Origin of the sequence: Exiguobacterium sp. s102 (assembly GCF_018618635.1) — a bacterium.
Classification (GTDB): domain Bacteria; phylum Bacillota; class Bacilli; order Exiguobacteriales; family Exiguobacteriaceae; genus Exiguobacterium_A; species Exiguobacterium_A oxidotolerans.
In genome coordinates this window covers 609,575-635,384 of sequence record NZ_JACSML010000001.1, presented here as the reverse complement: position 1 = coordinate 635,384, position 25,810 = coordinate 609,575, and the positions used below count along the sequence as shown (strand labels likewise).

The window sequence follows — 25,810 nt, the reverse complement described above, 5'->3', positions numbered from 1 at the left end:
TGACTCCTACGGGAAAAAGTGCGTTTTTAACGCACTTTCAGAGGCAGACAAGACCCTGCTCGTTGTCCGTAAGGACCAAGGAGCAACGGCTTGCGCCTCGCCCGAGGAAAGCAACGAATAAAGACGCTTTTTCTCCTGATAGCACTTTGTCTACAGTCTGAAACGAAACCCCTAAAGGATGTCGTTTTAAAAAGATACTTTGCCTCGGAGAGCAAGCATCGTCATATCATTTCCACCAGTCATCTAATGGAGAAACCGGCATATGATGTTTATGACCTACACGTTTATACTGTGTCTCTAGTTTCGTTTGACTTGCAGTTGAAATGCTTTTTCCTTCTAGATAGTCGTCAATCTCATCATACGTCATCCCTAATGCGAGTTCGTCAGGTAAACCAGGTCGGTCATCCTCTAGATCAGCTGTCGGTACTTTATCAATCAATCCGACAGGTGCATCTAAATAACGTAACAATTGTTTTCCTTGTCGTTTGTTTAAGCCAGTCAACGGTGTTAAATCACAAGCCCCGTCACCATGCTTCGTGTAGAAACCTGTGACGAATTCAGCTGCATGATCCGTTCCGACGACGAGACAACCAAAGTGCGCTCCAAGATCATATTGTACTTTCATCCGTTCACGTGCCTTCGTATTACCTTTACTGAAATCAGATAGGACTTCTCCTGTCGCGACTTCAAATGAAGCCATTGCCGCTTCTACTGCCGGCTTGATATCAACGCGTAACGAGTGATCTGGTCGAATGAATGATAAGGCAAGTTGTGCGTCCGATTCATCCTGTTGCTGTCCATAAGGAAGGCGAACCGCATAAAAATGAAAATCTCGTCCTGTTTCTGCTCTCAGTTCTTCTACAGCGAGTTGACAGAGCCGTCCGGCAAGAGACGAGTCTTGACCACCTGAAATACCAAGGATAAATCCTTTAGCACCCGTGTGTAGTAAGTATTCTTTTAAGAAACGAATCCGGTTCGCCACCTCTTCATGGGCCTCGATGACTGGCTTGACTCCTGTCGCTTGAATGATGTCTTGTTGCATTGTCACATCACACTCCTCATTCTCTATTTTTTACGAAATTTAGACGAGAATACTCCCCCCTTCTAAACGTTCAGGGTGAAGCCCTAGTCCAAGTGGGGGATGAAACGTCTTCGGACAAGGCGTGTCTTCCGACACGTCAATTGTCCGACGCGCTTCGTTTGAAGACAATTAAAATCAGGAATAATTAAAATGTCACGTTCTTTGGAAACTGAAGATATAGGGTTGTGACAGAAAGTTCGTCTGTCACGTAAAATCTTCAACGTCCACCTTGCGGATGACCGAAGTAGCGAAACCAAGCACAGTAGGCATCCGCTCAAAAGAAACGGGCAAGATTAACGTTCAACCGTCGGGACGACGGGGTTAGCCTGATAAAGTTTCGAGCATTAGATTGAATAACTCAGGAATCCTCCACCTCTTAGCGAAGCGTAAGTGGAGGTAGTTCAATAGTTTCAGTTTAGCATCATAGCTTCCCTTTAGAAATAACGGATGTCACCTTCGATGTCGAGTCACGCGCTCCCTCGAATTGTTGAACAGTCATTCCGTCGATTTCTTTTACATCGCTAGTATCTGATAATTCAATCGTCACTTCATATTCCTTTTCCTCATACGGTTTAAACTGTTCTTCTTCAATCGCTTGTGTAAAAAGATGTTCTTTCGAAAACGTGTAAATCACGTGATTTCGTCCATCACGCACCATTAATTCAAAGCGTTGTGATGAAGGATACGCAATTTTCACGTTTTGGTCATTTGGATTGTGCAACCGTACGATTGCCTCTATTGTATTCGATCCAACAGCCTGTCCTGACACGGCAATTTCAATCGGTTGATTCGACACTTTTGTTGCAAGGTCCGCTTTTTTAGTTTCTTGACTACATCCGACTAACATGAGCGCTAATCCAAGTAACAGCAACCGTGTTCGAGACCATTTCATGACGTTTCCTCCCTCTTTTCATCCATTTTATCATACAAAAAAGGAGACAAGGTTTCCCTCATCTCCCTTTCATAGTTGCTGATTAAGCAACAGGCATTTCTGTTACATCGGTTGAACCTGAGAATAATTGTTCCATCCCCGTTACGAATAACTCATCACAGATCGCATCTGTCGCTGTGACCGGTGCGACGAGTGTGATGGTCCGACTATCACCTGTCTCGATTGTAACGTACACACCAGAATCCGTTCGTTCTTTATACCCCACTGCTAAGTCTGTTTCTGCAAAAAGTATCATGTCCCCGCATCTCCTTTGTTATGTTAGATTTCAGTTAAACCAACTCACTCGGTTAATCTCGAATCCGTTATGTTGATTTCACTTTACCAAACGTCCAAAAGAGCAGGTGAATTGTCATTCGACAATTCATGTCAAAACTTTATGCCAGTTTCCTAACCCATAAAATGGATGATATAAAAAACAAATCATTTCTTTTGAAACATGCAGATTATCATCAGATTTCAAAGACATTTCAAAATCATTACAGTCTTTTCTTCTTTTTTTTGCCAGGACATAAGTCTTATAGGTAAAATATGACTAGACAAAACATGCGCGATTTTGTCGAATGATTGTGCCAAGCATGGTTTTTTCAAGTTCTTATGAACTTTCATCAATCAAACGGTTCATTTGTTGCCAGACTGTCCCTAGTGCTTCTTCCCCACTCTCGATTCGTGCTAAGGCGAGCTCGGCTTGGAGTGCGACTTCATATTCTTTATCTTGCGCTGCTTCTTTTAAGCGAGATACTGCCCGTTCCGTTCCAACATCGAATAGAAAGCGCGCGGCACGCCAACGAACAAGTTTGTTTTTATCGGTCAACGCTTCAATCATCATCGGCTCCGCTTCCGGAAGTGCCCAATCAGATACTGTATCCCCTGCGGTCCGACGAACGATTCCTGAAGGGTCATGTAAAGCATTCGTGATATATTCGAGCAATTCTTGACGATTCTCCTCAAACATGCCGAGCTTGACGATTGCTTGTCGTCTGATTTGCATTTTTTCATCCTGAAGCATCTTCGCATAAGCCGAGACCCAGCTTAAATCAATCGGTAATTCATCCAGTGCTGCAAACCGCTCTTTCCAGTCGCTCGAGCTAAGGGCTTGTCCATCAAACGTAACGTCTTCACCCGAAGCGAGTACTTTCAATCGTTCAACCCGCTCTTGAGGATAGGCGATTTCGAGCTCTTGCGCCACTTCCTCTAGACTATCGTCCAGTTCCCCATACCGTGGGGCTTGTTCAACCCAGCGTCGATCACTAATGACATTTTGGACAAAAGGTTGGACGAATAGTGCAGCATCCCGAAACCTTTCCGGTAACCCTTGTCGTTTTTCTTCTAATCCTTTGACGCCTTTGATTTGCATCGGGACACCGAGGATGAATTGAACAAAGAGATGCACAGGTTCGAATGCGGCATCTGTTTCATGATTTTCGACATCACTTAAATTCTCACCAAAAGCTCGGCGAATTTCGATGACGAGTGTTCGCCAATCGTATTTTGGAAAACGTTCGACGGCAAGAAAGTCACTCACTTGATAGACTGATTTAATTCCAGGAATGTCTAAAAGTTTCGTTACGTGCTCCGGCGCACCAAAAGCATGTTCAAAGGTCTGTCCCTTTTCAGAAAATGTTTCATCAACGATGACTTTCATGTTGTTTGGACTTGGTGTTGGTTCAATTGCTACAATTTTCATATCGATCCCTCCCCCTCCATCATTCAGAAACTTTAAAGAAATTGCAACGCAAAAGCTCTACGATTCGAACCGTAGAGCTTTGATGTTGTTTAAGCAAATACACGCTCGATAATCTCACAGAACGCATCCGGTGTTTCAAGCATCCCCATGTGACCACTGTCCGTCGATTCAAAGCTGATCCGTGAGTTATTCGGGCTAAATGCACTCTCTTTAGAGATAAGGGCATCTTTTTCACCATGAACAATCACACCAGGAACTGAAGTTTGATTCAATGCGCTCGTGACATCTCTCCGGTCGCGCATCGCACTTAGAGCGCGTATTGCACCTTCGACTGTCATCATGTAACCAATCTCTTTTGCTTCAGAAATTAGCATCGGATCTGCCCCTTCAGCAAATAAGCCGGGAATCATGCCGTCAACGAATGCCCGAACTCCAATTTCCTCGACACGACTAATGTTTTGATTCCGTTTTTGTTTCGCTTCAGTAGCGTCTGGTTTCGCCGTTGAATAGACGAGACCGAAACCAGCAATTTTATCTGCATAAGCTTCGACGATCGCAGCCGTAATATATCCGCCGAAAGAGTGACCAATGATAATCGGATTTTCGATTTCCCGGCGTTCCAAGTCCTTCATGACCCACTCTGCAAATCCTTCCACTGTGTCAGGTCCTACGTCCTCTCCTTCATGACCGGGTAGTCGCAGCGGCAAGACATCAAACGATAAGCGAAGCTTTGCTTCCACCCGATTAAAATAATCTGTTCCTCCAGCAAATCCGTGTAGCAATACGAGTGTTTGTTTCGACATTGACTAACTCATCCCTTCCATTCCGATGCAAGCATCCGGTAAATTGTCAAATCCATAAAACGTCCATGACTGTAGGCATAATCCTCAAGCAATCCTTCCGATTGAAAACCTAATTTTTGGACGAGTGCATTCGAAGCAAGATTTTCAGGTGCAACAAGGGCACTGATGCGATGGAGGGCGAAGTCTTCGAATCCATGTGTTAAAACAGCACGCGCCGCCTCAGAAGCGACACCTTGCTTCCAGTAGTCTTGACTGACCTCAAAACCGATTTCAGCACGGTGGTACTGCGCTAACCAATTATGGAAGCCGATTGTCCCGATTAATTGGTTCGTTTGCAAATCAGCGATTGCCCACCGAATCGCCTTCCCTTGTGTAAACTGTTCTTTGAAATAACTAATGACGTTTTTTGCTTCATACACAGTCGCTAACGGATCCGATCCGTAATAGTACATGACGTCCTCATCTGAAAGAATCTTAAATAAATCACGTGCATCTTTATTTTCAAGTTCCCTTAGAACAAATCGTTCCGTCGTCAACTCTGGAAATGGTTTTCGTAACCCCCACATCGTTTGATCACCTCTTTTTATGCTTCTATTCTTTATTATGCCCGTTTTCAAAAGGAATTATTCTTTTCGCTCGATTGAAGTTTTGCTACTATTGAAATAGTAAGTATTGATGAGTCAAGAAAGGAAGCAGATGGCTATGTCAAGTACAATGCTTTATTTTTATGAAGATGCAGAAAACCATCGTTTAACGATGTCTGGTGTGACATTTTCTGATTTCATGATTGCGCTAGATTTAAAACGTCCATTACTTGTCTCAGGTGCAGACTTTAAAGCCGTCAAACAATCGTTTCGTACTTCGCTCAATTACGTTGAAGCACATGAAATCGAGCAATTTTCCGCGTCGAATGATGTCGTTCGTCATCCATTGAACGCGATCGACATCCGCTCTTCACATTCCTTAGATACATTAACTGATCCTGAAGTTGCGGAGCTGTTATTCCTCATGCATATGAAGCGTGGTATGCCGAGCCCGTTCGCGTCATCGGTCGAGAACGAGTTCGCCTATTTCAGTGAACACGACGGATTTCAGGCAACAGTATATTTAAAAGATTGGTCCCGAATCGAGCAAATTCTCTCAGTCTTAATCCAGCGAAAGATTCGTCACGAGCTTCGTGGGTTATCTCCCCGTCCTTTGACGGCTGAAATCCTGATCCATATTCGTCAATTGCTCAGCGAAGGTGTGTTAATTGATTTCGCGAATATAAAACGCTCTGTTTTTACGAGACAACTCAGCATTCCTCTTTATATTGCGGGTCGTTACGAAGACATGGCCGTGCTAAAGGAAGACTTTGAGTCTGAAAAAGAGTCCATCATCGCACGTGGTGAATTCGTCCACCGCAAAAAAGCCTGGGATTTTGAGGTACGATGATCTTCAGCATCTCTATCATCAAATGATAGGATGCTTTTTTTGTATCTTATTTTTTTCTACTTTCATGTATTATTTCAAGAAATCTAATATCATACAATACCTCTCTTGAATTAATTGAATTTTCACATAAAATAATGCTAGCTTCTTTTAGAGACTTCGTTATAATGAGATTAACCTTTTGGATAAGTTAGAAGTTGCAGTTGTTTTTTTTCGTTACACGTATGATGATTGTTCGTGTTAGCTAACAAAGGAGGAACTAGTTATGGACCAGTTAAAAGTGAACGGAATCGGATCATTCGCTAAATTCGCGACGAACGGACATATCCTGAAACTGAAGGATGCGTCAATTGGCGAACTTAAATTATCACTGAATGATGCGAGCTCAATGGCAATCTCACCGATTGATGAAGAGACCGGAGTATTCACCATCCGAGGGCAGCAACAGGAACCGCTCGTCGAGCTAACGTTGCCCCGTCAATCTTGTGAAGTCGTTCACGCCTGGCTCCTCCACAAAATGAGACGACAAAAAAAGGGGCGCTTCATGGCTTCTAGTTAAACTTATGTCGCTCGTTATATCTATATTAACCATCCGGTCACTTCTTCAATGAAGGACCGGATTTTTTGTTATAATATGGTTCTTTTCGCATCTTTTTTAGTAATAATATGCATGATAACGTTCTCAATATTTTTTCTTTTGGAACAATTGTCAGAAAATATTGATTAATCATGTATCCCGTGATAATCTGAGACAAATTCAACGAGAGGAGCACCATATTATGAGCACTTTAGTTTTAACTTTGAATCACCGACTGATTATTCTGTACGCGTGGGACTGAAAACATTTCATGTGACGATGAAATAGTTTTTGGGCCCTCCTTTCGATGGATCGAATGAGGCGTCCAGTGAAACAGATGGCGCCTATCCAATCTAACGGATAGGTTTTTTAATTCCACATTGCGGTTGATCTTCTTTTACAAGTGTAGAGGTTAAAACGCGTTTGCTTCGACTCCTCGATTCTTGAATAACGAATGTTTTAAAATTTATTTATAACAGCTAATTTCTAATGGTATAGTGAGTAAGATTATGAGGAATCAGGAGGCATAATATATGTTGAACCGTAAAGATTTATTCGCTTTAGGATTTATGATTTTCGCTTTGTTTTTTGGTGCCGGTAACTTAATTTTCCCACCCGAACTCGGTGCTCTTGCCGGAACACAATTCTTACCTGCCATGCTAGGCTTCATCGTAACAGGCGTCGGTCTCCCGTTAGCGGGCTTAATCGCAGTCGCTTGGGTTGGCGGCGGAATTAGTACGCTGGCAAATCCATTGCCGAAAGCTGTTGGTGCTTTCTTGACATTCGCACTTTACGTCGCGATTGGTCCATTCTTCGGCATCCCGAGAACATCCGTCGTCACGTATGAACTTGGTATCGTTCCTTTTTTAGGAGAACCCAGCCAAACGACGTTAATCATTTCATCATTACTCTTTTTCTTGGCAACCGTGTTTCTCGTTTTAAGACCGGGTAAGTTACTTGATATCATCGGTCGCTTCATCACACCGTTATTACTGACGGCACTTATGATTCTCAGTATAAGTAGTATCGTCAATCCACTTTCTGCCGTCGAGGCACCAGCTCCTGCATACAACAGTTTTACGAACTCGTTTGTTCAAGGATTTCTTCAAGGCTATTTGACCCTCGACGCACTCGGTGCACTCGTCTTCGGGGTTATCGTCTTACACACGCTTCACACACGTGGAATTAAAGATCGTACATCACAATTAAAAAACGTGACAAAAGCCGGTTTAATTGCCGCAGTCTCATTGACTGTCGTCTATACAGGACTTGGTTTCATTGGACGAAACAGCTTCGGTGCTGTCGGTTCAGTCAGCGGTCCTGATTTGTTGCAACAATATGCTGATAGTACGTTCGGTACGGTTGGTTTAGTCATTTTAGGAACAGCGATTTTGCTTGCTTGTTTAACAACTTCCGTCGGTCTTGTGACAGCATTTTCAGAATATTTGATTTCATTGTTTAAACGATTGTCTTTCCCGGTCGCAAGTATCACGACAGCCGTATTAGGGTTCGCAATCTCGATTTTCGGATTGCAGACACTACTGTCGATTGCTGTACCTGTATTGATGTTCCTTTATCCGATTGTCATCGTCTTAATCGTCTTGACGTTCATTCGTTCAGCTATCAAGAAGCCAGCCATCGTCTATGGTGCGACATTGTTCGTAACGGCGCTTCTCTCTTTACTCAGCTCACTCATGTCGTTAAAAGTTTTACCTGCATTCGCCAGCAGTATGTATAAAGCTTTCCCGTTAGTCGACCAAAACATGGCATGGTTATTACCTGCAATCGTGACATTCATCATCAGTTCATGGATTGGACACGTTTCTCATAATTCCATCAGCCAAAAACAAGCAGGCTGATGATTCCGCTTTCATGCCTGTGGTATAATGAGAAAAATGGAATTCTACTGGAGGCGTCGTTTTAATGGATAAGATTGCTTGGATCACCGATAGTATGGCTTTTTTCCGAGAGGGAGAAGCAGAACAGATCGGAGTCCATGTGGTGCCGACCCAACTCATCATTAACGGTGAATCGTACCGTGAGTATGTCGACATTTCAATTGAACAACTAGATGAAAAAATGAAACAACATTCTTCTGCCGTCCCTACGACTTCTCAGCCTTCCTTTGGAGAGTTAGTCGAGTTGTATGAGCGTCTAAAGAGCGAAGGATATGATTACGGGTATGCCATTCATATCACGAGTGGCTTAAGCGGAACATATGCAAGCTCAGTCGCAGCTGCAGAGGCTGTTGGCTTCCCCTTGTATGCCATTGATTCTTATACAGGGGCGACCAATCAGCAAGAAATGATTAAGATTGCGATCGAGCTCGCAACTTCTGGAATGCGTCCTGAAAACGTGATGACTGTTCTCGAAAAGTTCAAACACGGTTCTCACTTTTATTTGATCATCGGGAATATGGAAACGATGCGGCGTGGGGGTCGCGTTTCAAGTAGTCAATTTTTACTTGCGAACATGCTGAATATCAAGCCGATTGTTACGTTCAATGAACTTGGGAAACTCGTTCCCTTTAAGAAGGTTCGCTCCTTGAAGAAAGCTTTTCAGGAAATGGCTACGGAGGTCGTGGCAAAAGTCCAGGCTTCTGGTCTACACCAGCAAAGACTCTACGTCGGACATACATTGGCGTTAGAAGAAGCTGAACAACTTCGTGGTCTCATTCAATCTAAACTATCTGACGTTTCCATCGAAATCACTCAATTCGGCCCATCTATTTTGTCACATGCAGGTGCCGCTACTATCGGTGTCTATTGGTTCGACCAAATTGAATACCCGTAAAAGTAAAAGAAAAAGCATCCGACGTCACTACGTCGGATGCTTTTTCTTTTACTTTAATGATTCACGTTTGATAACGATGAAATAGTTCTTCCAATAACGCTGATTCATCCTCTACGGAAGAGATTCCTTCATGGGGACGAGTCAGACGTTCCGATAAGGTCATCGCCGGATAAGCTTGCCAGTTCGTCACTTCTACTTCTTCGAGATAGATTAAAATCGACGACATCGTGGCAGGTTGCTGATGTTGTCGCAGCCAATTTTCATATCGCTTATCTGATTTCCCTTCTTTTAGCAGGGTTTTCCCGCTCTCAAGAATTGCCCACTTTGGTTTTGCGTCGATTTGAAATAATTCAAGATGTTTAAACTGATCTACCGTTCGGCTCGTCACTGGAATCACTTGATTGATTTCAACTAGACGCTTCAGGCGCAGATGCGCCCGCATCGTCATGAACTGTTTGTTTCCATCCATTCGCTCGACGAGCAATGTCGGTTTGTTCATCGTCCGCATCGTTGCTTCATCGAACAAAATGCTATTGTCAATATCAAGTAACAACATTAATTGTAAATCTCCTTTTTTCGTCTCGGTGATACGAATGCATATGATAAGCTGAGGACGAAGGCCGCGAATAAAAATCCTCCGAGGACATCAGAAAAATAATGAACGTTCAAAATAATCCGTGAAGATCCCATTGCGAGAAACATCAACGTACAAATCGTGCTGACGACAATCCGCCCCGTCCGACTTAAAAAGCGCCAAGCAAGTACGATGAATCCTCCATAAACGGCAAATGCCATCGATGAATGTCCACTTGGAAAGCTATATCCTACGCCCCCTACCAAGTCATTTAATGATGGACGTTCTCTGACGAAAATCAATTTAACGACTTGATTTAACGCCCCGACGGAGAGACAAGCAATGAAATACCAAATGCTACCGACTTTATCACGCCAAATCAGGTAACTGACGATTGCAAGAATGCTCGTAATCGTCACAGCTCCGACACCTGATCCAATCCGCGTGAACCACGAGACATAGCTACCTGGAACACGTTCTGCCATTTCATTCGATAATTGGGCATCAAACAAAAAATAACCTGTCAGGCGAATCGATAACGCAATCGTTAAAAACAATACGAGTACGATTCCTGAGACGATTAACGCCCGATGATTGGTTTTCATTAGTACGTTCCCTTTCGTTGTTCAAGTTCTTCCGCTGAATAGTCTTCTTTATCACGTAAACGGTGTGCAAGGCGTCCGGATGCGTTCGCTGCAATCGCCGCGACGATGTCATCCATGAATGTATTGACACGTCCATCATCGACTTTCGTATCGAGCTCCTTGATAATACCGATTTTGGCTTTATCTAAGTAACCGAACGTCGTGACCGCGATTGAACCATACGTATTGACCGCACCAATCGCAATCGTTTCATCGACGCCAAACAATCCTTCATCACTTCGAATGATGGATAATAATGGTTCAGACAACAGACCCTTTTCCGCAAGAATATCAAGTTCTGCCCCAACTAAAATCGCATGTTGGAGTTCCCGTTTTTCGAGTACACGTTCGACTGAGCTGAGACATGTCTCGAGTGTCAACTCCTCCGTATAAGGTGCCTGCATCTGATACACGATTTCAGAAATGGCATGAATCGTTACTCCACGTTCGTGAAGCTTTTCAATCGCTGCTTGTTTGACCTCTTTTGAATGTGCTTTTTCTTTCATGACTAAATCCACCTCTCTGACAAAGTTCTTCACAAGTATACACAGATTCCCTGACTCTTCTCAAACATCTTTGACATAGCGCCCATAATCCGTCATGATTATTTTGTAAAGCGTTATCATTTTAGGGGAAAGTAGGGGATTTTCGATGAACATCGGGGTAGTTCTGTTTCCATCGAAGCGCATACAAGATTTCGCGAATTCGTATCGAAAACGATATGATTCAAAGTATGCTTTAATCACGCCACATATTACGATGCGTGAACGCGTGAGTGTTGATGAAAGTGAGTTAGAATCGATTGTTTCTGAATTAAACAAAGTGGCTGAACAAACGAAACCACTCGCACTACATCTTCAAGGGGCACGCTCTTTCCACCCGACAAACAATGTCTTGTTCTTAAAAGTCATGCCGACGGACGAAATGGAGCAGTTGCATCGTGCTCTACATTCAAATGGACTCGAACATACACCCAAGTACGACTTTTTGCCACATATTACGATTGGCCAAGATCTTTCTGATGTCGAACTGTTCGACGTTCTAGAACGACTAAAGATGGAAGATATTCGCTTTCAAGAAGACGTCACGAAAATGGCACTTCTCTATGAATTAGAAAATGGTGCCTGGAGCGTTTATGAAACATTCCGCTTCAAACAACACTAACATTAAACTTCCCGGTCGAACTTACGGCCGGGAAGTTTTAATTCCGGTAAAACTCCATATGCATTCGCTTGTTCTTCTAATTCATAATCATGTGACTGAATCCGCTCAATCGGATTGACTCGGGCAATCGGTTCTGTTTTTCGTTCCGGTTCAACACGAACCTGCCGATTGACGTATTGAACGACTGTAAAATCAATTTGATACATATCTCTTCCCTCCTATTTCTGTAGCCGTTATTTTCCTCATCTACTTTTCTTATTCCCAAAATAGCTTTTTAGAAAACAAAAAAACCAGGGTTGCCCCCGGTTTAGAACTACAGCAAATAGGTTGAGCACTTAAAGAATGTGGAAACCACTGTCGACGTGGAGAATTTCACCTGTCACGCCACTCGACATTTGTGACAACAGGAACAAGCCACTTTGACCGATTTGTTCCGTCGAAACGTTTCGGTGCAGTGGTGCACGCTCTTCAATGCTGTCGAGAATCGAGTTGAAGTCGCCGACACCTTTTGCCGAGACCGTACGCACTGGACCAGCTGAGATTGCATTGACACGAACACCTTGTTTTCCGTATTCAGCCGCAAGGTAACGAACGCTAGCGTCGAGCGCAGCTTTCGCGACACCCATGACGTTATAGTTCGGGACCATCTTCTCACCACCGAGATATGTCAACGTGATGACTGAAGCATCTTCTGTGAAAAAGTCTTTCGCTGCTTTGACGACTGCCGTTAAGCTGAATGCAGAAATATCGAGCGCTTGCGCGAACTGTTCACGCGTTACGCCTGAAAACTCGCCGCGTAATGCTTCTTTATCGGCAAAGGCGATCGAATGGGCAATCCCCGAAATCTTTCCGTGATCCGCATGGATGCTTTGGAACACTTGCTCGATTTCTTTATCACTCGTTACGTCACATGTATAGTAAGTAGCTGGTCGCGATAATTCTTTCCCTAACTTTTCGAGTGGTGCTTTAAATCGTTCGCCTACATACGTAAACGCGAGGCTTGCACCTGCCGCGTCAAGCGCTCGGGCAATTCCCCATGCGATCGAGCGTTGATTGATGACACCCATTACGACATACGTCTTTCCCTCAAGTGAAGGATAAATATTCATTTGAACTCCCCCTAAAATTAGTACCTGGTAATAACACCTATATCTAGGTTACAAAAACGTAACGCTTCTGTCAACCACCCCTCTTGATATTGCGATTTTGATAAATTACGTTAATATAGAAAGAGATAGAAAGTAGGGATGAAATGAACCGTTTTAAATCATTTACACAACGATATGATAACACGTTACTTTTTTTACTCGGTTGCCTGATGATCATCAGTATCATCGCAATCTATACGGCGCAACCTTTTTTGCAAGGCGCGATTAGTGAAATCAATTTCATGGCGAAACAGATTCAGTGGTATATCATCGGATTTATCGCACTATCTGTCGTCATTCTCATCGATTATGAGCAACTCAAACGTTTTCATTGGTATTTATATGGAGCAGGAATCGTCTCCTTGATTGGTCTTGTCGTCTTACGTAATACACCGCTTGTTGCGAACATTAAAGGGGCGTATGGCTGGTATCAGCTTCCGGTCATCGGAACGGTCCAACCGGCAGAGTTCATGAAGTTCTTTTTGATTGTCACGTTAGCTGCCGTCATCTCTGAACATAATGCACGGTACGTTCAACACGAACGTGATTTTTTACTTCTGCTCAAAATGGTTGTTGTAACATTACTTCCACTCGCTTTAATCATCATCCAACCCGATTTAGGAATCGGCTTAATTTTATGTGTTATTCTTGCCTGTGCGATGCTCTTATCCGGCCTCAACTGGAAGTGGCTCCTGAGCATGGTGATTTTATTTACAATTTCAATCGTCGGTTTCTTTTATCTCTTTTATTTCCAGAATGATTTACTTGCGACCTTCTTCCCAGGACACGCGATGAACCGAATCATGGCGTGGTTACAACCATTTGAGTATGCCGACGATTTATCTTATCAATTGGTCCAATCGATTAATGCGATCGGCTCCGGGCAAATGTTTGGTGTCGGCTATGGAAAACTCCAGGTTTCCGTCCCGGAATTGCATACTGATTTCATTTTCACTGCGATTTCTGCCCATTACGGATTTATTGGGGCTGCCGTCGTCTTAGTCATCCTGTTTTTGTTCATCTACCGCCTGATTCAAATCGCACTTGAAACAGCCGATCCGTTTGGAACCTATATCGTGACAGGTTACGTCGCAATGTTTACGTTCCAAATCTTTCAAAACATCGGGATGACGATGGGTGTTTTACCGATCACCGGTCTCCCACTGCCTTTCATCAGCTATGGAGGTTCGACGATGATCGTCAACTTAGTAGGTCTTGGCCTTATTATGGCGATCGCTTCCCAATCACGTGTCTCGATGTTTGATGAAGATTAAAAAAAGAGTTGATTCCCTGTTGCAGGAATCAACTCTTTTTTATTGTTCTATGAACAAGTCACTCGGTAACGGCGCTTCGAACATGACCATTTCTCCCGTCCCCGGGTGAGGAAACCGTGCGCTTGCACTATGAAGCGCCTGGCGCGGAATGAGCGGTGTCCCGCGATACATCGTATCTCCGACTAACGGATGACCGAGTGCTGCGAGATGAACACGAATCTGATGTGTCCGTCCTGTTTCCAGCTTGATTTCTAACTGCGAAATCGTTCGCATGAATGCTTCAATTGCCGTACTCTTCAAGATATGGGTAACCGCCCGTTGACCATCTTTACGGACCATCCGTTCCATGAACGAATGGTCCGTCTGACCAATCGGTAAATCGATTGTTTGTGGACCGAGTTCTCCTTCGATCAATGCAATATAACGCCGGTCGAGCAGTCCATTTTGTTGCATTTTACTCAATTGATGATGAGCTAGCGCATGTTTGGCAAAAATCACAAGCCCACTTGTATCCCGGTCCAATCGATTGACGATATGAATCGCATACGGAATCTGTCGTTGTTTATAGTAACCCAACACGAAATTCGCCAAAGAACGTTCCGGGTGAAGACGCGAGGGAATCGAAGCCATCCCCGGTGGTTTATTGACAATCAACAACCACTCGTCTTCAAACAAGATATCAAGCTCTCCTTGTGTCGCAATCATGTCTTCTGCTGGGTGCTCCTCAGGGAAAGAGACATGGATTTCGTCGTCGAGATCGACACTCTCGTTAACGTTAACATGTTGTCCGTTTCGCAAAATGTCACCATGATGCTTTATCGACACGAGCATTTTTCGGGAAATTCGGAGGCGCGTCGTACAAAAATGTCCGACACTCCAGCCGACCTGTTCATGTGTCACTGTTTCTTTCAATTCAAATACCATCATCACTTACCTCTTTTACTTAACTTCTTTCTTCTGCTAAAAATGATTCTCTGACCCGCTCCCAAAACGGGAAGGAACGAAAACGGGCAAATTTTACTTTCTTATCGGAGACACGACAGCGAATCGATTTTACGTTTTGATGAACAATAGAAGCATAATGATCGTAAGTCAATTGAAAATCAATCGGATTGACCGGTCGTATTTCGACATCATGATGCTTCGGCAACAACATCGGGGAACCGATTGTTCGATATACACGATTGTTGATGGAAGCCATTTCAGTAATTTGAATCGCTTCGAGGGCCGGGTGGACAATTGCACCACCTAACGCCTTGTTGTAGGCTGTCGAACCGGATGGGGTCGAGATACATAACCCATCACCACGAAACGTCTCAAAGTAGTCTCCACGTATCGACAAGTCACATACAAGTGTCTGATTAAAACTTTTAATCGTACATTCGTTTAGCGCCAACAACTTATTATGTGAACCGTCCGCATAATCAATCGACAGCTCAAGCAATGGGTATTCGACCGTCGCCAAATTTTCATCTGCGATATGACGAATCAACTCGTCCATTTCTTCCGGGCGCCAATCTGCATAAAAACCAAGATGTCCCGTATGAATCCCAACGAGTGTGATGTCTTCGACTTGACTCAAATAAGAATGAAATGCCTGGAGCATCGTTCCATCTCCACCAATTGAAATGATGATTTCCGGAGTCGCTGCATCAAGAACACTCCCCCGAGCAATCAACTCTTGTTCCAATTGATCGCGTAGCATTCGCGAGCGTTCATCATCTCGTGCTGTAATCGCAAAGCGCATGGTCATCCTCCTACTCGCTTACTGGATTATTAGTTTGTTTTCCGTCTCGTTCATGTAGGACGAGCTGTGCGTCTTGAATCTCTACTTTCAGTTGACTCATTTCCGCATCCAATAAAAAGGCGGCTTCCGCGGCACGTCGCAGTCGTTCGCGTGTTTCCTCCGGAATGTTTCCTTGGTATTTATAATTGAGTGAGTGCTCAATCGTCGCCCAAAAGTTCATCGCAAGTGTCCGAATCTGAATCTCAACGAGCGTCGGAATCTCACCTTCAATCGTTTGGACAGGATAGGCAATAATAATATGATAGGAACGATATCCGCTCTCTTTTTTTTGTGTGATATAATTTCGCTCTTCGACCACCTTAAAGTCTCCACGTGATCGTAACAGTTCTAGTACGTGGATGATGTCGTCGACAAATTGACACATAATGCGTAAGCCGGCGATGTCTTGCATCTCTTGTTCTAACGAACTGATCGCAATCGATTTCCGCTCCGCTTTTTGGATAATACTCTTCACAGGTTTTACCCGTCCCGTGACAAATTCAATCGGTGAATGTTCCCCACGTTGTTGAAATTGTTTTCGAATGGCCTTTAGCTTTACCTTCAGTTCATCAACCGCGATTTGATACGGCGCGAGAAATAAATCCCAATTTTCTTTTGTCATCGTTTTCGTCACCACTTTTAATCTAAATTGTTGGTTCAATTCGTTCCACTACTTCATTCATGTTATCATATTTTCAAGCATTCAACTAGAAAGGCGTGAACCGGAATGAGACAAGAAATGGAAATTGAATTTAAAAACTTGTTAACAGCAGATGAATACAAGCAACTGATGCAAATTTACGGCAAACAAGACGAAACGATTTGGCAAGCAAATGATTATTTTGATACACCTACGTTTGAATTGCGTCAGCATGGCGCTGCTCTACGCATCCGTCAGAAAAAAGAGGGTCTCGTATTGACCTTAAAAGAACCGAAAGATGATGGTTTACTTGAAACACATGTTTCTCTATCGGAAGCAGAGGCAGAGGAATTATTCAAATATGGTCTGATTCAATCTGATGCGATGAATGAACAATTGAGTCGCTTCAACTTAACAGCATCGCTTGAACACTTAGGACGTTTAGAAACAACTCGTTTTGAAACAAAATTGAAAGACGGATTGCTCGTACTGGATCAAAGTCACTATTTAGGCGTAACCGACTACGAATTAGAATTCGAAGTGCAAGCCTTCGAACAAGGTCAACTTGCTTTCACGCAACTGCTCGAGAAACATCAAATTCCACGTCGTGAAACGAAAAATAAAATTGTCCGTTTCATGGAGCGTAAAGCGGTTTCACGCTAATCGTGTACAAATGTACAAGCAAAACCTTTGCTCTTTCATTTTTTTCGTTGCTAAAATAGGGTAACGATAACAACAGAAGGGGGTGAACGGATGGAACACGATCAATGTAACGGTTCTTATTGTTCATTGGACGAACCATCAATTCAACAACCGACGAAACCCCTAGAAATTTATCATTTTCTAGATGTGACGCAAACAGATGGTTTACGGTTGATACCCGTTCTCAAGAAATTAGAGTTAGAGTATGGTCATCTCTTCCGACTCAGAACGATTGCGACAATTCCTTGTGCTCCATCACGCTCTGCGTGTGATATGTCGCCATTGTTGATTTTAAAAGCAATCGAACTACAAGGTAAGACATTCGGAATGCGCTTCATGAGACGTCTCCGGATGTTGCATAATGTAGAAGGCGAAAGTGCCTATACACGTTCTTCTTTAATCCGCTTAGCCGAAGCCTTAACTGAATTCGGTCTCGACTTGGAGGAATTTCATCGCGATGTTGAATCAAATACGATTCAGCTCATGCTCGAAAAAGAAACGCAGCTCGTGACAGAATGGGACGTACGCGTCCTCCCTACCCTCGCTTTCATTGGAGATGAAGAAGCCATTAAAGCTGAAGGTGCTTATGAATACCTCATTTATGTCTCCATTTTAAATGAGTTATTGGATCAACCTGTTGAGAAGCAACCAAAGCCACCGCTCGAACATTTCTTGAAACGGTATGAAACAGCAACAACTTCAGAAATCGCTTTTATTTACGATGTATCTGAAGCGCAAATTGAACATGAGTTGAAAAAACTTGCACTTCAACAAAAATGTGTCTCACTTTCTTATTGTGACGGTAAAGTATGGCGTCACCTTAAAGACTCAGCACATGCTTAAGTTAAAAGAAAAAGGTGTTTCCGCAATTGCGGAAACACCTTTTTTGTCATTCACATGACCATTGGATGGGGGAAAAGAGAATCATCAGGGGAATGTGACCCTCTTCACATTCTTAGTATATAAGAGCCCCGGATTTTTTTCTATAACTTTGTGCAAAAATTCACAGAGTTGTCACTCTCCGAGTAATGCTTCGAATTCATCCAACACACGTTCAAATTGACGTAATGCTGCTTCCACTGGTGCTTTTGTCGTCATATCGACACCTGCTGCCTTTAAGACTTCAATCGGATAATCACTTGATCCTGCTTTAAGGAAATTATTAATGTAACGATCAACAGCAGGTTGTCCTTCTTCTAAAATTTGCGTCGTCAATGCGGCAGCGGCTGAAATACCTGTCGCATACTGGTAGACATAATAATTGTAGTAGAAGTGAGGAATCCGTGCCCACTCAAGACCGATTTCTTCATCCAATACGATTCCGTCGCCAAAATATTTTTGGTTCAACGCATAATACGTTTTCGTCAGGAATTCTGGTGTCAACGATTGACCGAGTCGAGCCGCCTCGTGAATTTCATGTTCAAATTCTGCGAACATCGTCTGGCGGAACAACGTACCACGGAATGTTTCTAATTGATTGTTTAACAAATAAAGTTTCTCTTTTTTATCTGTAACACGTTTCAGTAAGAAATCATTTAACAAAGCCTCATTTGTCGTCGAAGCTACTTCCGCTACAAAAATCGAATAATCACCATAAGCATATGGTTGTGATTGACGTGTATAGTAACTATGAACAGAATGGCCGAATTCATGTGCCAATGTAAAGAGGTTGTTGACGTTATCTTGCCAATTCATCAAGATAAACGGTTGTGTATCATATGCGCCAGAAGAATAGGCACCACTGCGCTTACCACGTGTCTCGCGAACATCGACCCATCGATCTGTCAAACCTTCTTCTAAGATATGCTTGTACTCATCTCCAAGTGGTGCCAATCCATCGACCATCAATTGTTTCGCTTCATCGTAAGAGACTTTCATTTCGACTTCGCTAACGAGCGGTGTATACATGTCATACATATGAAGCTCTTCTAATCCGAGTACACGTTTACGAAGTTCAACGTAACGATGTAACAATGGGAGATGTTCATGGACCGCTTCTACTAATCCATCATACACTTGCTCCGGAATGGCATTTCCATGTAATGCAGACTCACGCGCCGACTTGAACTGTCGCACTTCCGCATAAAAATTATCTTTTTTGACTGATCCTGCAAGTGTCGACGCGAGCGTGTTTGTATAGTTGCCGTATGTTTCGTACATCGCCTTGAACGCTGCCTCGCGGACTGAACGGTCTTTCGACTCCATGAATGTAATGAATCGACCATGTGTCAATTCCGCCTCTTGCCCGTCTTCCCCTTTGATTTTAGGGAATTTCAAGTCAGCATTATTCAACATACCGAACGTCGTTCCAGATTGCCCTAATACTTCCCCTGCTTTAGCAAGAATTGCTTCTTCAGCTTCAGTTAATACATGGTCGCGTTCTCGATTAAGTTCATCAAACGCATGACGATACATCGCAAGATCCGGATTGCGATCTAAAAATCCCGTAATCGTTTCAACTGGAATCGTCAACAGTTCTGGTGTCATGAAAGCTAGTGCAGCTCCAATCTGCGAAGCGAGCGTCCGCGCACGGTCATTCATCGCTTGATAGAAGCTATCAGCCGTATTTTCGTCATAACGCATATGCGCGTATGTATAAAGCTTATGCAGACGTCGTGAAATTTCATCACGTAACTGTAAACCTTCAAAAAGCGTTGTATCATCTTTTCCAAGTCGCCCTTTGTAATCAATCATCAAAGGTAACATCGCTTTGACAGATTCAAAATCCTCTTCCCATGCTTCATTCGTTTCATAAATTGATTCTAAGTTCCACGTTTCTTCTACCGTGACATCTTTTCGTGTCAATAGTTCTGCCATTTCAATCACTCCCTTACTTCATTTATACCTGTTTCTTTTTCGACAAACAACTGAATTGCTCCTGCTAAAACAGCGTCTTCTTTAAAACGGTTTACAGTTGTAGCAATACTAGATTGCTGACATATGCGTGCGACAGCTAGTAAATTCATCCAATCCTCTACCACACGTCGAAGCAGATTCGGCTCATGAGAAATCCGGCATGCGTCGAGACAGGAGACTAACGCATGTTCAAGTCGGATTTTCGAGTAGTTTCCTTGTAAGGATAAATAAAGTGTCATTTGAAGTTCAAAAGGATGGAGTGGAAAGGCGAGAAGTGTTTCGATGGGTAAAAAACAGTGGGCTGGAAGGTATAAAACATGCAGACCTGCTTGATAGAGTGGATTTTTGAGTAGATGATTTGGCATCGTCGAGAAGAAAGGACGTAGTCGGTATTTCCGCACAAGTTGAATCCATTTTTTCGCAGAAAATTTCCGGGGAAATGCTTGGGGGGTAGGTCTAATAAATTGTGTGAAAGAAGTTTCTAGTCGTTGACAAATCACTAAGTGTTTCGTAAAAGGGACAGCAAAACCATAGCGGTTAATTTTTCCCTGTTCGATTAAATCGAGATAACCATCCGTCAATAATGCTTGTTTCATCCACCCGTCTAACTTAATGATGCATCCGCCTGTTGGATGAAAGCCAATCCAGCGCACAGCATATGCTTTTTGTTGATCAATCGTTCGTCGTCGATTCCACTCCAACGCGGTCATCTTCGATCGTTGGATTTCTACCGCTATCCGGAGTGCAGGGATCCACAAGTCAAATCGACGTTGCCCTTGAACTTGTTCTAAAGCGACGTCATAACCTAAGCTACGAAAGTATTCCGCTAAAGTCGTTTTCCAACCTTGATGTGCACTCGACTCTCCCGTACATGCTGAGACATGAACAAAATGCGTTCGCTTTCGTCCCTGCCTGACCCGTAATCGGTTCAGGCAATAAGGACAATACAACGTCATTTGCTTTAATTGTTCGACTTGTACGAGATGGATATTGATTCGGCGACCTGTTTCATCAACGGCTTCAAACATGACAGCACCCCTTTAGAGTAAAGGTGAGAATAGACGTGAAACTGACTCAATCAAGCGTTGCGAAAAACTGCGCTGACTGAAGTAATGGCGATCAACTTGAGTCGAATGCGAAAAATCATCATAAAAATCCCGGGTCAGTTCGTGAACGGAATTTGTACCATACAAGAAGGCATTGACTTCAAAGTTTAGATGAAAACTTCTTAAATCCATATTCGCCGTTCCGATGGTTGCAATCGCATCATCGACGACAATGACTTTGGAATGCATGAATCCTTTATTGTATTCGTAGATTTTAACGCCTGCTTGGAGTAAATCGTCGAAATACGAGCGACTCGCATAAAAAACAACTTTATGATCCGGAAAACTCGGCAAGAGAATTCGAACATCGATTCCGGACATCGCTGCTGTTTTTAATGCTGTCATCAAGTCCTCGTCCGGAATCAAGTACGGTGAAGCAATGTAGACCGAACTTCGTGCTTCCGTAATCAATGCGAAGTAAAGCGACTTCATGGTCTCTTGCGGTTCGTCCGGTCCACTGGCGATGATTTGAACGCCCCCTGTTGCATCCGTGACCACTTCGAGCGGCTCCATGTAGAAAGGTGTGAACAGACGCTCTCCTGTCATGTAGTACCAATCCTGTAAAAATATCAATTGGAGCTCTGACACAGCCTCTCCACGAACGACAAGATGCGTATCTCGCCAAAATCCGAATGCTTTATCTTTCCCGATGTATTCATTTCCGACATTGATTCCGCCTGTAAATGCGACCGTTCCATCAATAACAACGATTTTACGGTGGTTTCGATAATTGGATTTGCTGGAGATGAAGGGAAGGACGACAGGGAAAAAGGCATGCACTTCAATGCCAGCCTGAATCATCTTTTTAAAGTAACTTTTGTCAGTAGAGAAACAACCGACTGCGTCATATAAGAAACGAACCTCGACCCCAGCCTCAGCACGTTCAATCAAAGCGGCTTGTAACTCGAGGGCTAACGCATCATCGCGGACAATATAGTACTCTAAGTGAATATGGTGCTCCGCTTGACGGATTTCAGCGAGCAAGAGCGGAAATTTCTCCTCTCCGTTAGTCAATATCTTCGTATGTGTATTATACGATATTGGAAGCCGGCTGATGGAATCGATAAGTTTGACAACCTTTGCATAATATCCATGTTTGAACACTCGATTGTGTATACCATGATCAAATTGGGTACGATATTTAATGTATGACTCTTCATCAAGCATCGCTTTTAAGCGAAACATTTTTTTACGGCGATAGTTCTGACCGAACGTGAAATAGACGAACACGCCTACGACGGGCAGCGCCATCATGACAAGCGCCCAGACTAAAGTCCGTTCGGGATTTCGATTTTCAAGTAAGATGATGATGAAGACACTTAAAACGATTAAGATGATGACGATTGATAACCAACCGACCATGTAGACACTCCAGTAGTAAGACAAAAACGCCAGTAAGCTACAGGTCAACAGTAACGTCATCAGCAGTTGAACACGTCGTAACATGAAATCCCCTCCTCTTTCTTTTTACTATGTATCAAGTTTTTCGACTCTATTATCAGAAGGGAAGTATTCGAATGAAAACTTACATCGTAACGGGCGCGACTGGTGGAATCGGGGAAGCGACCACCCTCCAACTTGCAAAAGAAGGACATACCGTTCTTGCCTTAGGGAGAAATACCGAAAAAGGAACGGTACTCGAACAACATGGACAAGGCAACATTCATTTCTTCCAGGTCGATCTTGCTAAACCACCAGAGATTCAGCAGTTCTTCGATGACACCGCGACTGACTTTCCAACCATCGATGGCATTTTTAACAATGCCGGAACTTTTGGAAAACCTGTCGCACCTGAACGCGTAACAGATGCCCAACAAGAAGTATTCCAAGTCAATTATCATGCACCTGAACAAATCATTCAACTCGCTGTCAAACGATTTTCCAAAGGGGCTTCAATCGTTAACAATAGCGCAATCGTCGGACATGTCAAATTCCCGGCGATGCTCTTACCTTATGCGTCTTCAAAAAGTGCTCTTATCACCCTTACGAAAACTTACGCGGCCCGGTTTCATGGAAAGTATCGTTTTAATGCGATCTGCCCCGGCCCCGTCGATACAGCATTAAGCCATTCCTTATACGGTGGGAAAGACAAGTTTGACTTGGCAATGAAACATCACCTTCGCGGGAACGCAGCACAGCCGGCTGAAATTGCAGAAGTCGTTTGTTTTTTATTGTCGGATAAAGCTAGTTATATCAATGGCCAATCATTAATCGTCGATGGTGGATATACATTGACGTGATGCTAACAAAAAAAGGACTGCTCCCTTTTTGTATAGGAGCAGTCCTTTTAACGTGACATTTGTATTTAGTTCGTAAAGTGCTTACGGACGACAGCAAAAACATCGTCGGCAATGATGGTTTTACCATACTCTGCGACCGGATGAATCGTTTGTTCGCTAAATTGCAAGTACTCGGCAATCAAACTCATCACGTTTTCTTGTTCTTCCACTTCCACTTCGTCTTTAAAATGGACGTGGAGCAAGTAGGCACCATCTTTTTGATAGAGCGCTGTTTTCAAATCTTTGAAGACCGGTGCTTCTGCATATTGGCTAAGAGCAATAACATGCTCAAAATCCGTCGTTTCAAATAATACGTCTTGGCTGAGTTCTGTTTCTTTATCTTCTGCCTCAGACATTGCTGAACGGAGTAATGAATCCAACTCTTCTTCATCCACTTGTTCGCCATCAACTGTTGTTTTAGCGATTGTAACCGTCACTTCAAGACCTTTTTCAAATGCTTGAACTTGTATCCATAGTGGACCTTCGAAGGAGATGGACTCTTTTTCATTCGCTTCATCCATCATCTGCCAGAATAACTGTTCTCCACGCTCACGGTTATACCAAATCTCGTCTCGGGCAAAGCCGCGGCGTTCGATATCCGTATACGTAATGAAGAACTTGACCGTGTTGTCATTGACGCGTTCGATTTTCAATATGTCCACTCCTTTCATCTCGCTCTTATCTAGTATACGAACGAGCACATAACATGGATTCAAAAAGAACCCCTTTTTAACCATATAGGGTATATTCCTTTGTTATCTTTATTTTAACCTTTTTTGACGGTAACAAAAAGCACACTGCTCACGGAAGCAGCGCGCTGGTTAAAATTTATTCGTTTACCAAGCGTTGCGCTTCCATCAATTGGAAAGTGCGAACTTTACGTGGTAAGAAACGGCGAATTTCATCCTCATTATATCCAACTTGGAGTCGTTTTTCGTCAATCAAAATCGGACGACGTAACAATCCAGGATATTCTTGAATTAAATCATAAAGATGTTGCAGCGACAAGTTCTCGACTGAAACGTCTAATTTAGAAAAGACTTTTGAACGTGTCGAGATAATCTCATCTGTTCCATCTTCCGTCATACGAAGAATTTGTTTGATTTCATCAAGCGACAATGGTTCCGAAAAAATATTTCGTTCCACAAATGGGATTTCATGTTCTTCAAGCCACGCGCGCGCTTTACGACAAGAAGTACAGCTTGGTGAAGTATAGAGTGTTACCATTGAAAAACATCCTCCCCCTGATTTACATCATGTCTGAACTATAAAAAGGAACGTATCCTTTTCCTAATTATTAATGATGATTCTATTACTTGACAGTTTACATTGAATTTCAAATAAAACCTAGCTATTTTTTAAGATGAAAGAACTTTTTCGTAAAAAAACTCGCTGGAGCCACGAGATGGCTTCAGCAAGCTGGCGTGTGATCAAAAGGTTGAGAAATCGTTTCTTTTGCTTTCGGGAGTTTCATTTCTTTTAATTTCTTTTCGAAAATATCCCGCAAAAGTCGTTTTTTCAACTTTTTCTTCTTATCACGTTCTTTCATAACTCCGACACCTCACTCGGTCCGAAAAAAGAACAAGCAACCAACGAAAGCTGAATTATCATCTTCTACATTAATTAGTATACCACGTTTGCCTAAATTCTATTCCTACTTCGGTTAATTAAATGTGTGAGATTGTTGCGTTCATTTAAGCAGAGAGTTGCAATTACTTGCAAATTCACGTAGAGTATATAGAAATACTTACTCGTTGAAAGGAGCATTTCAGTTATGCCAGTTACTTTAGTTACAATTATCGAACACCCGATTGCCCAAAAATATTTAGAGCGTTCTGGGCTCAATCATGCGATTTCCGTTGCGGAACGGGCATTGACGCTTGCGACACAGCGTGGTCTTGATGCTGATTCGGCGACAAAAGCAGCACTGCTTCATGACATCGGCCATTATGAATGGTATACGGATGGAACATGGAATTATGATCTTTACCGTCAAAATGATATTCATGCGATTAAAGGAGCAGAACGTGCCCATAAGTTATTAATTCGTTTAGGGGAAGAGCCGGCACGCGCAAAAGAAATCTCGCTTGCCGTCCTCTTACACACGGATTCATATCTCCCACCAGGTACAATTAACCGGACCCCACTCCAACAACTCGTCCACGATGCCGATACGTTAGAAGAGCAACCGGGTGGTTTGCATCATTATGAGAAAATCCCCTTTGATGAAGCCGTCAAACGTCTTGATGCATTAGATTCAGTTGTCCATCGCTTTAGTAACCTTCCACGAATCGCTTCCGAAAACTAAAAAAAGGC

At 43.1% G+C, this 25,810-nt stretch carries 30 protein-coding genes; 10 read left to right on the top strand and 20 right to left on the bottom strand.

The window, feature by feature from the left end:
- Nucleotides 1-226: 226 nt before the first annotated feature.
- From nadE to KNQ02_RS03020, 6 genes are all read right to left on the bottom strand, one after another.
- On the bottom strand, nt 227-1,042 hold the full coding sequence (gene nadE, locus KNQ02_RS03045) for an ammonia-dependent NAD(+) synthetase (RefSeq protein ID WP_088837475.1): 816 nt from the start codon (nt 1,040-1,042) through the stop codon (nt 227-229).
- 460 nt (nt 1,043-1,502) lie between these two features.
- Entirely contained in the window at nt 1,503-1,973 is a 471-nt protein-coding gene (locus KNQ02_RS03040) for a BsuPI-related putative proteinase inhibitor (RefSeq protein ID WP_214807278.1), read from the bottom strand.
- An 82-nt stretch (nt 1,974-2,055) separates the two neighbouring features.
- Nucleotides 2,056-2,268: a hypothetical protein gene (locus KNQ02_RS03035; protein WP_214807277.1), complete on the bottom strand. Its 213-nt coding sequence runs from the start codon at nt 2,266-2,268 to the stop codon at nt 2,056-2,058.
- 357 nt (nt 2,269-2,625) lie between these two features.
- Nucleotides 2,626-3,717 carry a virulence factor gene (locus tag KNQ02_RS03030; RefSeq protein WP_214804400.1) on the bottom strand — a complete coding sequence of 364 codons (1,092 nt, stop codon included), beginning with the start codon at nt 3,715-3,717 and terminating at the stop codon, nt 2,626-2,628.
- Between the two features lie 89 nt (nt 3,718-3,806).
- Complete coding sequence (locus tag KNQ02_RS03025; RefSeq protein ID WP_088837478.1) at nt 3,807-4,520, bottom strand: alpha/beta fold hydrolase; 714 nt, start codon at nt 4,518-4,520, stop codon at nt 3,807-3,809.
- Nucleotides 4,521-4,528: 8 nt separating this feature from the next.
- The gene (locus KNQ02_RS03020) at nt 4,529-5,086 is read right to left on the bottom strand and encodes a GNAT family N-acetyltransferase (RefSeq protein WP_029330974.1); all 558 of its coding nucleotides are present in this window, start codon (nt 5,084-5,086) and stop codon (nt 4,529-4,531) included.
- Between the two features lie 136 nt (nt 5,087-5,222).
- On the opposite strand from KNQ02_RS03020, the gene KNQ02_RS03015 reads away from it, so the two are divergent.
- The 4 genes from KNQ02_RS03015 to KNQ02_RS03000 all read left to right on the top strand — a co-directional run bounded on the left by KNQ02_RS03015 (nt 5,223) and on the right by KNQ02_RS03000 (nt 9,321).
- Nucleotides 5,223-5,954, top strand: a complete 732-nt coding sequence (locus KNQ02_RS03015; RefSeq protein ID WP_088837479.1) for a hypothetical protein — start codon at nt 5,223-5,225, stop codon at nt 5,952-5,954.
- A gap of 262 nt (nt 5,955-6,216) precedes the next feature.
- On the top strand, nt 6,217-6,510 hold the full coding sequence (locus KNQ02_RS03010) for a hypothetical protein (RefSeq protein WP_029330976.1): 294 nt from the start codon (nt 6,217-6,219) through the stop codon (nt 6,508-6,510).
- 551 nt (nt 6,511-7,061) lie between these two features.
- Nucleotides 7,062-8,387 (top strand): branched-chain amino acid transport system II carrier protein, encoded by a 1,326-nt coding sequence (brnQ, locus tag KNQ02_RS03005; protein WP_088837480.1) that lies wholly within the window; start codon nt 7,062-7,064, stop codon nt 8,385-8,387.
- Between the two features lie 64 nt (nt 8,388-8,451).
- Complete coding sequence (locus KNQ02_RS03000; RefSeq protein ID WP_088837481.1) at nt 8,452-9,321, top strand: DegV family protein; 870 nt, start codon at nt 8,452-8,454, stop codon at nt 9,319-9,321.
- 61 nt (nt 9,322-9,382) lie between these two features.
- Here the strand turns inward: KNQ02_RS03000 and KNQ02_RS02995 are convergent, their stop codons facing one another.
- Genes KNQ02_RS02995 through KNQ02_RS02985 form a run of 3 tightly spaced genes read right to left on the bottom strand, consistent with a single transcriptional unit; the run spans nt 9,383 to nt 11,045 of the window.
- The gene (locus KNQ02_RS02995; RefSeq protein ID WP_088837482.1) at nt 9,383-9,877 is read right to left on the bottom strand and encodes a hypothetical protein; all 495 of its coding nucleotides are present in this window, start codon (nt 9,875-9,877) and stop codon (nt 9,383-9,385) included.
- On the bottom strand, nt 9,877-10,500 hold the full coding sequence (locus KNQ02_RS02990) for a phosphatase PAP2 family protein (RefSeq protein ID WP_088837483.1): 624 nt from the start codon (nt 10,498-10,500) through the stop codon (nt 9,877-9,879). The genes KNQ02_RS02995 and KNQ02_RS02990 overlap by 1 nt, the downstream gene beginning before the upstream one ends.
- The gene (locus KNQ02_RS02985) at nt 10,500-11,045 is read right to left on the bottom strand and encodes a phosphatidylglycerophosphatase A family protein (protein ID WP_088837484.1); all 546 of its coding nucleotides are present in this window, start codon (nt 11,043-11,045) and stop codon (nt 10,500-10,502) included. Before KNQ02_RS02985 ends, KNQ02_RS02990 begins: the two co-directional genes overlap by 1 nt.
- Nucleotides 11,046-11,190: 145 nt before the next feature.
- Here KNQ02_RS02985 and KNQ02_RS02980 point away from each other — a divergent pair, with 145 nt between their 5' ends.
- Entirely contained in the window at nt 11,191-11,703 is a 513-nt protein-coding gene (locus KNQ02_RS02980; RefSeq protein ID WP_029330982.1) for a YjcG family protein, read from the top strand.
- Nucleotides 11,704-11,705: 2 nt separating this feature from the next.
- Here KNQ02_RS02980 and KNQ02_RS02975 read toward each other — a convergent pair whose 3' ends face one another.
- Nucleotides 11,706-11,909 (bottom strand): hypothetical protein, encoded by a 204-nt coding sequence (locus KNQ02_RS02975; RefSeq protein WP_214807276.1) that lies wholly within the window; start codon nt 11,907-11,909, stop codon nt 11,706-11,708.
- 129 nt (nt 11,910-12,038) lie between these two features.
- On the bottom strand, nt 12,039-12,812 hold the full coding sequence (fabI, locus tag KNQ02_RS02970) for an enoyl-ACP reductase FabI (protein ID WP_214807275.1): 774 nt from the start codon (nt 12,810-12,812) through the stop codon (nt 12,039-12,041).
- 143 nt (nt 12,813-12,955) lie between these two features.
- On the opposite strand from fabI, the gene KNQ02_RS02965 reads away from it, so the two are divergent.
- Nucleotides 12,956-14,125 carry an FtsW/RodA/SpoVE family cell cycle protein gene (locus KNQ02_RS02965; RefSeq protein WP_214766454.1) on the top strand — a complete coding sequence of 390 codons (1,170 nt, stop codon included), beginning with the start codon at nt 12,956-12,958 and terminating at the stop codon, nt 14,123-14,125.
- 39 nt (nt 14,126-14,164) lie between these two features.
- Here KNQ02_RS02965 and KNQ02_RS02960 read toward each other — a convergent pair whose 3' ends face one another.
- The 3 genes from KNQ02_RS02960 to yjbM are packed head-to-tail and all read right to left on the bottom strand — an operon-like array spanning nt 14,165 to nt 16,533.
- Nucleotides 14,165-15,052 (bottom strand): RluA family pseudouridine synthase, encoded by an 888-nt coding sequence (locus KNQ02_RS02960; RefSeq protein WP_251132000.1) that lies wholly within the window; start codon nt 15,050-15,052, stop codon nt 14,165-14,167.
- A gap of 16 nt (nt 15,053-15,068) precedes the next feature.
- Nucleotides 15,069-15,872: an NAD kinase gene (locus tag KNQ02_RS02955; RefSeq protein WP_088837488.1), complete on the bottom strand. Its 804-nt coding sequence runs from the start codon at nt 15,870-15,872 to the stop codon at nt 15,069-15,071.
- A 10-nt stretch (nt 15,873-15,882) separates the two neighbouring features.
- Entirely contained in the window at nt 15,883-16,533 is a 651-nt protein-coding gene (gene yjbM, locus KNQ02_RS02950; protein WP_029330988.1) for a GTP diphosphokinase, read from the bottom strand.
- 105 nt (nt 16,534-16,638) lie between these two features.
- On the opposite strand from yjbM, the gene KNQ02_RS02945 reads away from it, so the two are divergent.
- Complete coding sequence (locus tag KNQ02_RS02945; RefSeq protein WP_214807274.1) at nt 16,639-17,214, top strand: CYTH domain-containing protein; 576 nt, start codon at nt 16,639-16,641, stop codon at nt 17,212-17,214.
- Nucleotides 17,215-17,304: 90 nt separating this feature from the next.
- Nucleotides 17,305-18,096 carry a DsbA family protein gene (locus tag KNQ02_RS02940; RefSeq protein WP_088837489.1) on the top strand — a complete coding sequence of 264 codons (792 nt, stop codon included), beginning with the start codon at nt 17,305-17,307 and terminating at the stop codon, nt 18,094-18,096.
- Between the two features lie 171 nt (nt 18,097-18,267).
- Here the strand turns inward: KNQ02_RS02940 and pepF are convergent, their stop codons facing one another.
- The 3 genes from pepF to cls are packed head-to-tail and all read right to left on the bottom strand — an operon-like array spanning nt 18,268 to nt 22,661.
- Nucleotides 18,268-20,070: an oligoendopeptidase F gene (pepF, locus tag KNQ02_RS02935; RefSeq protein ID WP_088837490.1), complete on the bottom strand. Its 1,803-nt coding sequence runs from the start codon at nt 20,068-20,070 to the stop codon at nt 18,268-18,270.
- A 5-nt stretch (nt 20,071-20,075) separates the two neighbouring features.
- Complete coding sequence (locus tag KNQ02_RS02930; protein WP_088837491.1) at nt 20,076-21,137, bottom strand: competence protein CoiA family protein; 1,062 nt, start codon at nt 21,135-21,137, stop codon at nt 20,076-20,078.
- A gap of 12 nt (nt 21,138-21,149) precedes the next feature.
- A complete protein-coding gene (cls, locus tag KNQ02_RS02925; RefSeq protein WP_088837492.1) occupies nt 21,150-22,661 on the bottom strand; it encodes a cardiolipin synthase in 1,512 nt (503 codons plus the stop codon).
- Between the two features lie 71 nt (nt 22,662-22,732).
- Between cls and KNQ02_RS02920 the strand changes: the two genes are divergently transcribed.
- A complete protein-coding gene (locus tag KNQ02_RS02920) occupies nt 22,733-23,455 on the top strand; it encodes an SDR family NAD(P)-dependent oxidoreductase (RefSeq protein ID WP_214766456.1) in 723 nt (240 codons plus the stop codon).
- A 65-nt stretch (nt 23,456-23,520) separates the two neighbouring features.
- Here KNQ02_RS02920 and mecA read toward each other — a convergent pair whose 3' ends face one another.
- From mecA to KNQ02_RS02905, 3 genes are all read right to left on the bottom strand, one after another.
- Nucleotides 23,521-24,147 carry an adaptor protein MecA gene (gene mecA / locus KNQ02_RS02915; protein WP_088837494.1) on the bottom strand — a complete coding sequence of 209 codons (627 nt, stop codon included), beginning with the start codon at nt 24,145-24,147 and terminating at the stop codon, nt 23,521-23,523.
- Nucleotides 24,148-24,322: 175 nt separating this feature from the next.
- Nucleotides 24,323-24,721, bottom strand: a complete 399-nt coding sequence (gene spxA, locus KNQ02_RS02910; RefSeq protein ID WP_029330996.1) for a transcriptional regulator SpxA — start codon at nt 24,719-24,721, stop codon at nt 24,323-24,325.
- A gap of 184 nt (nt 24,722-24,905) precedes the next feature.
- Nucleotides 24,906-25,043, bottom strand: coding sequence for a hypothetical protein (locus KNQ02_RS02905; protein ID WP_167331086.1), 138 nt, complete (start codon nt 25,041-25,043; stop codon nt 24,906-24,908).
- Between the two features lie 225 nt (nt 25,044-25,268).
- On the opposite strand from KNQ02_RS02905, the gene KNQ02_RS02900 reads away from it, so the two are divergent.
- A complete protein-coding gene (locus KNQ02_RS02900; RefSeq protein ID WP_029330997.1) occupies nt 25,269-25,802 on the top strand; it encodes an HD domain-containing protein in 534 nt (177 codons plus the stop codon).
- Nucleotides 25,803-25,810 lie beyond the last annotated feature (8 nt).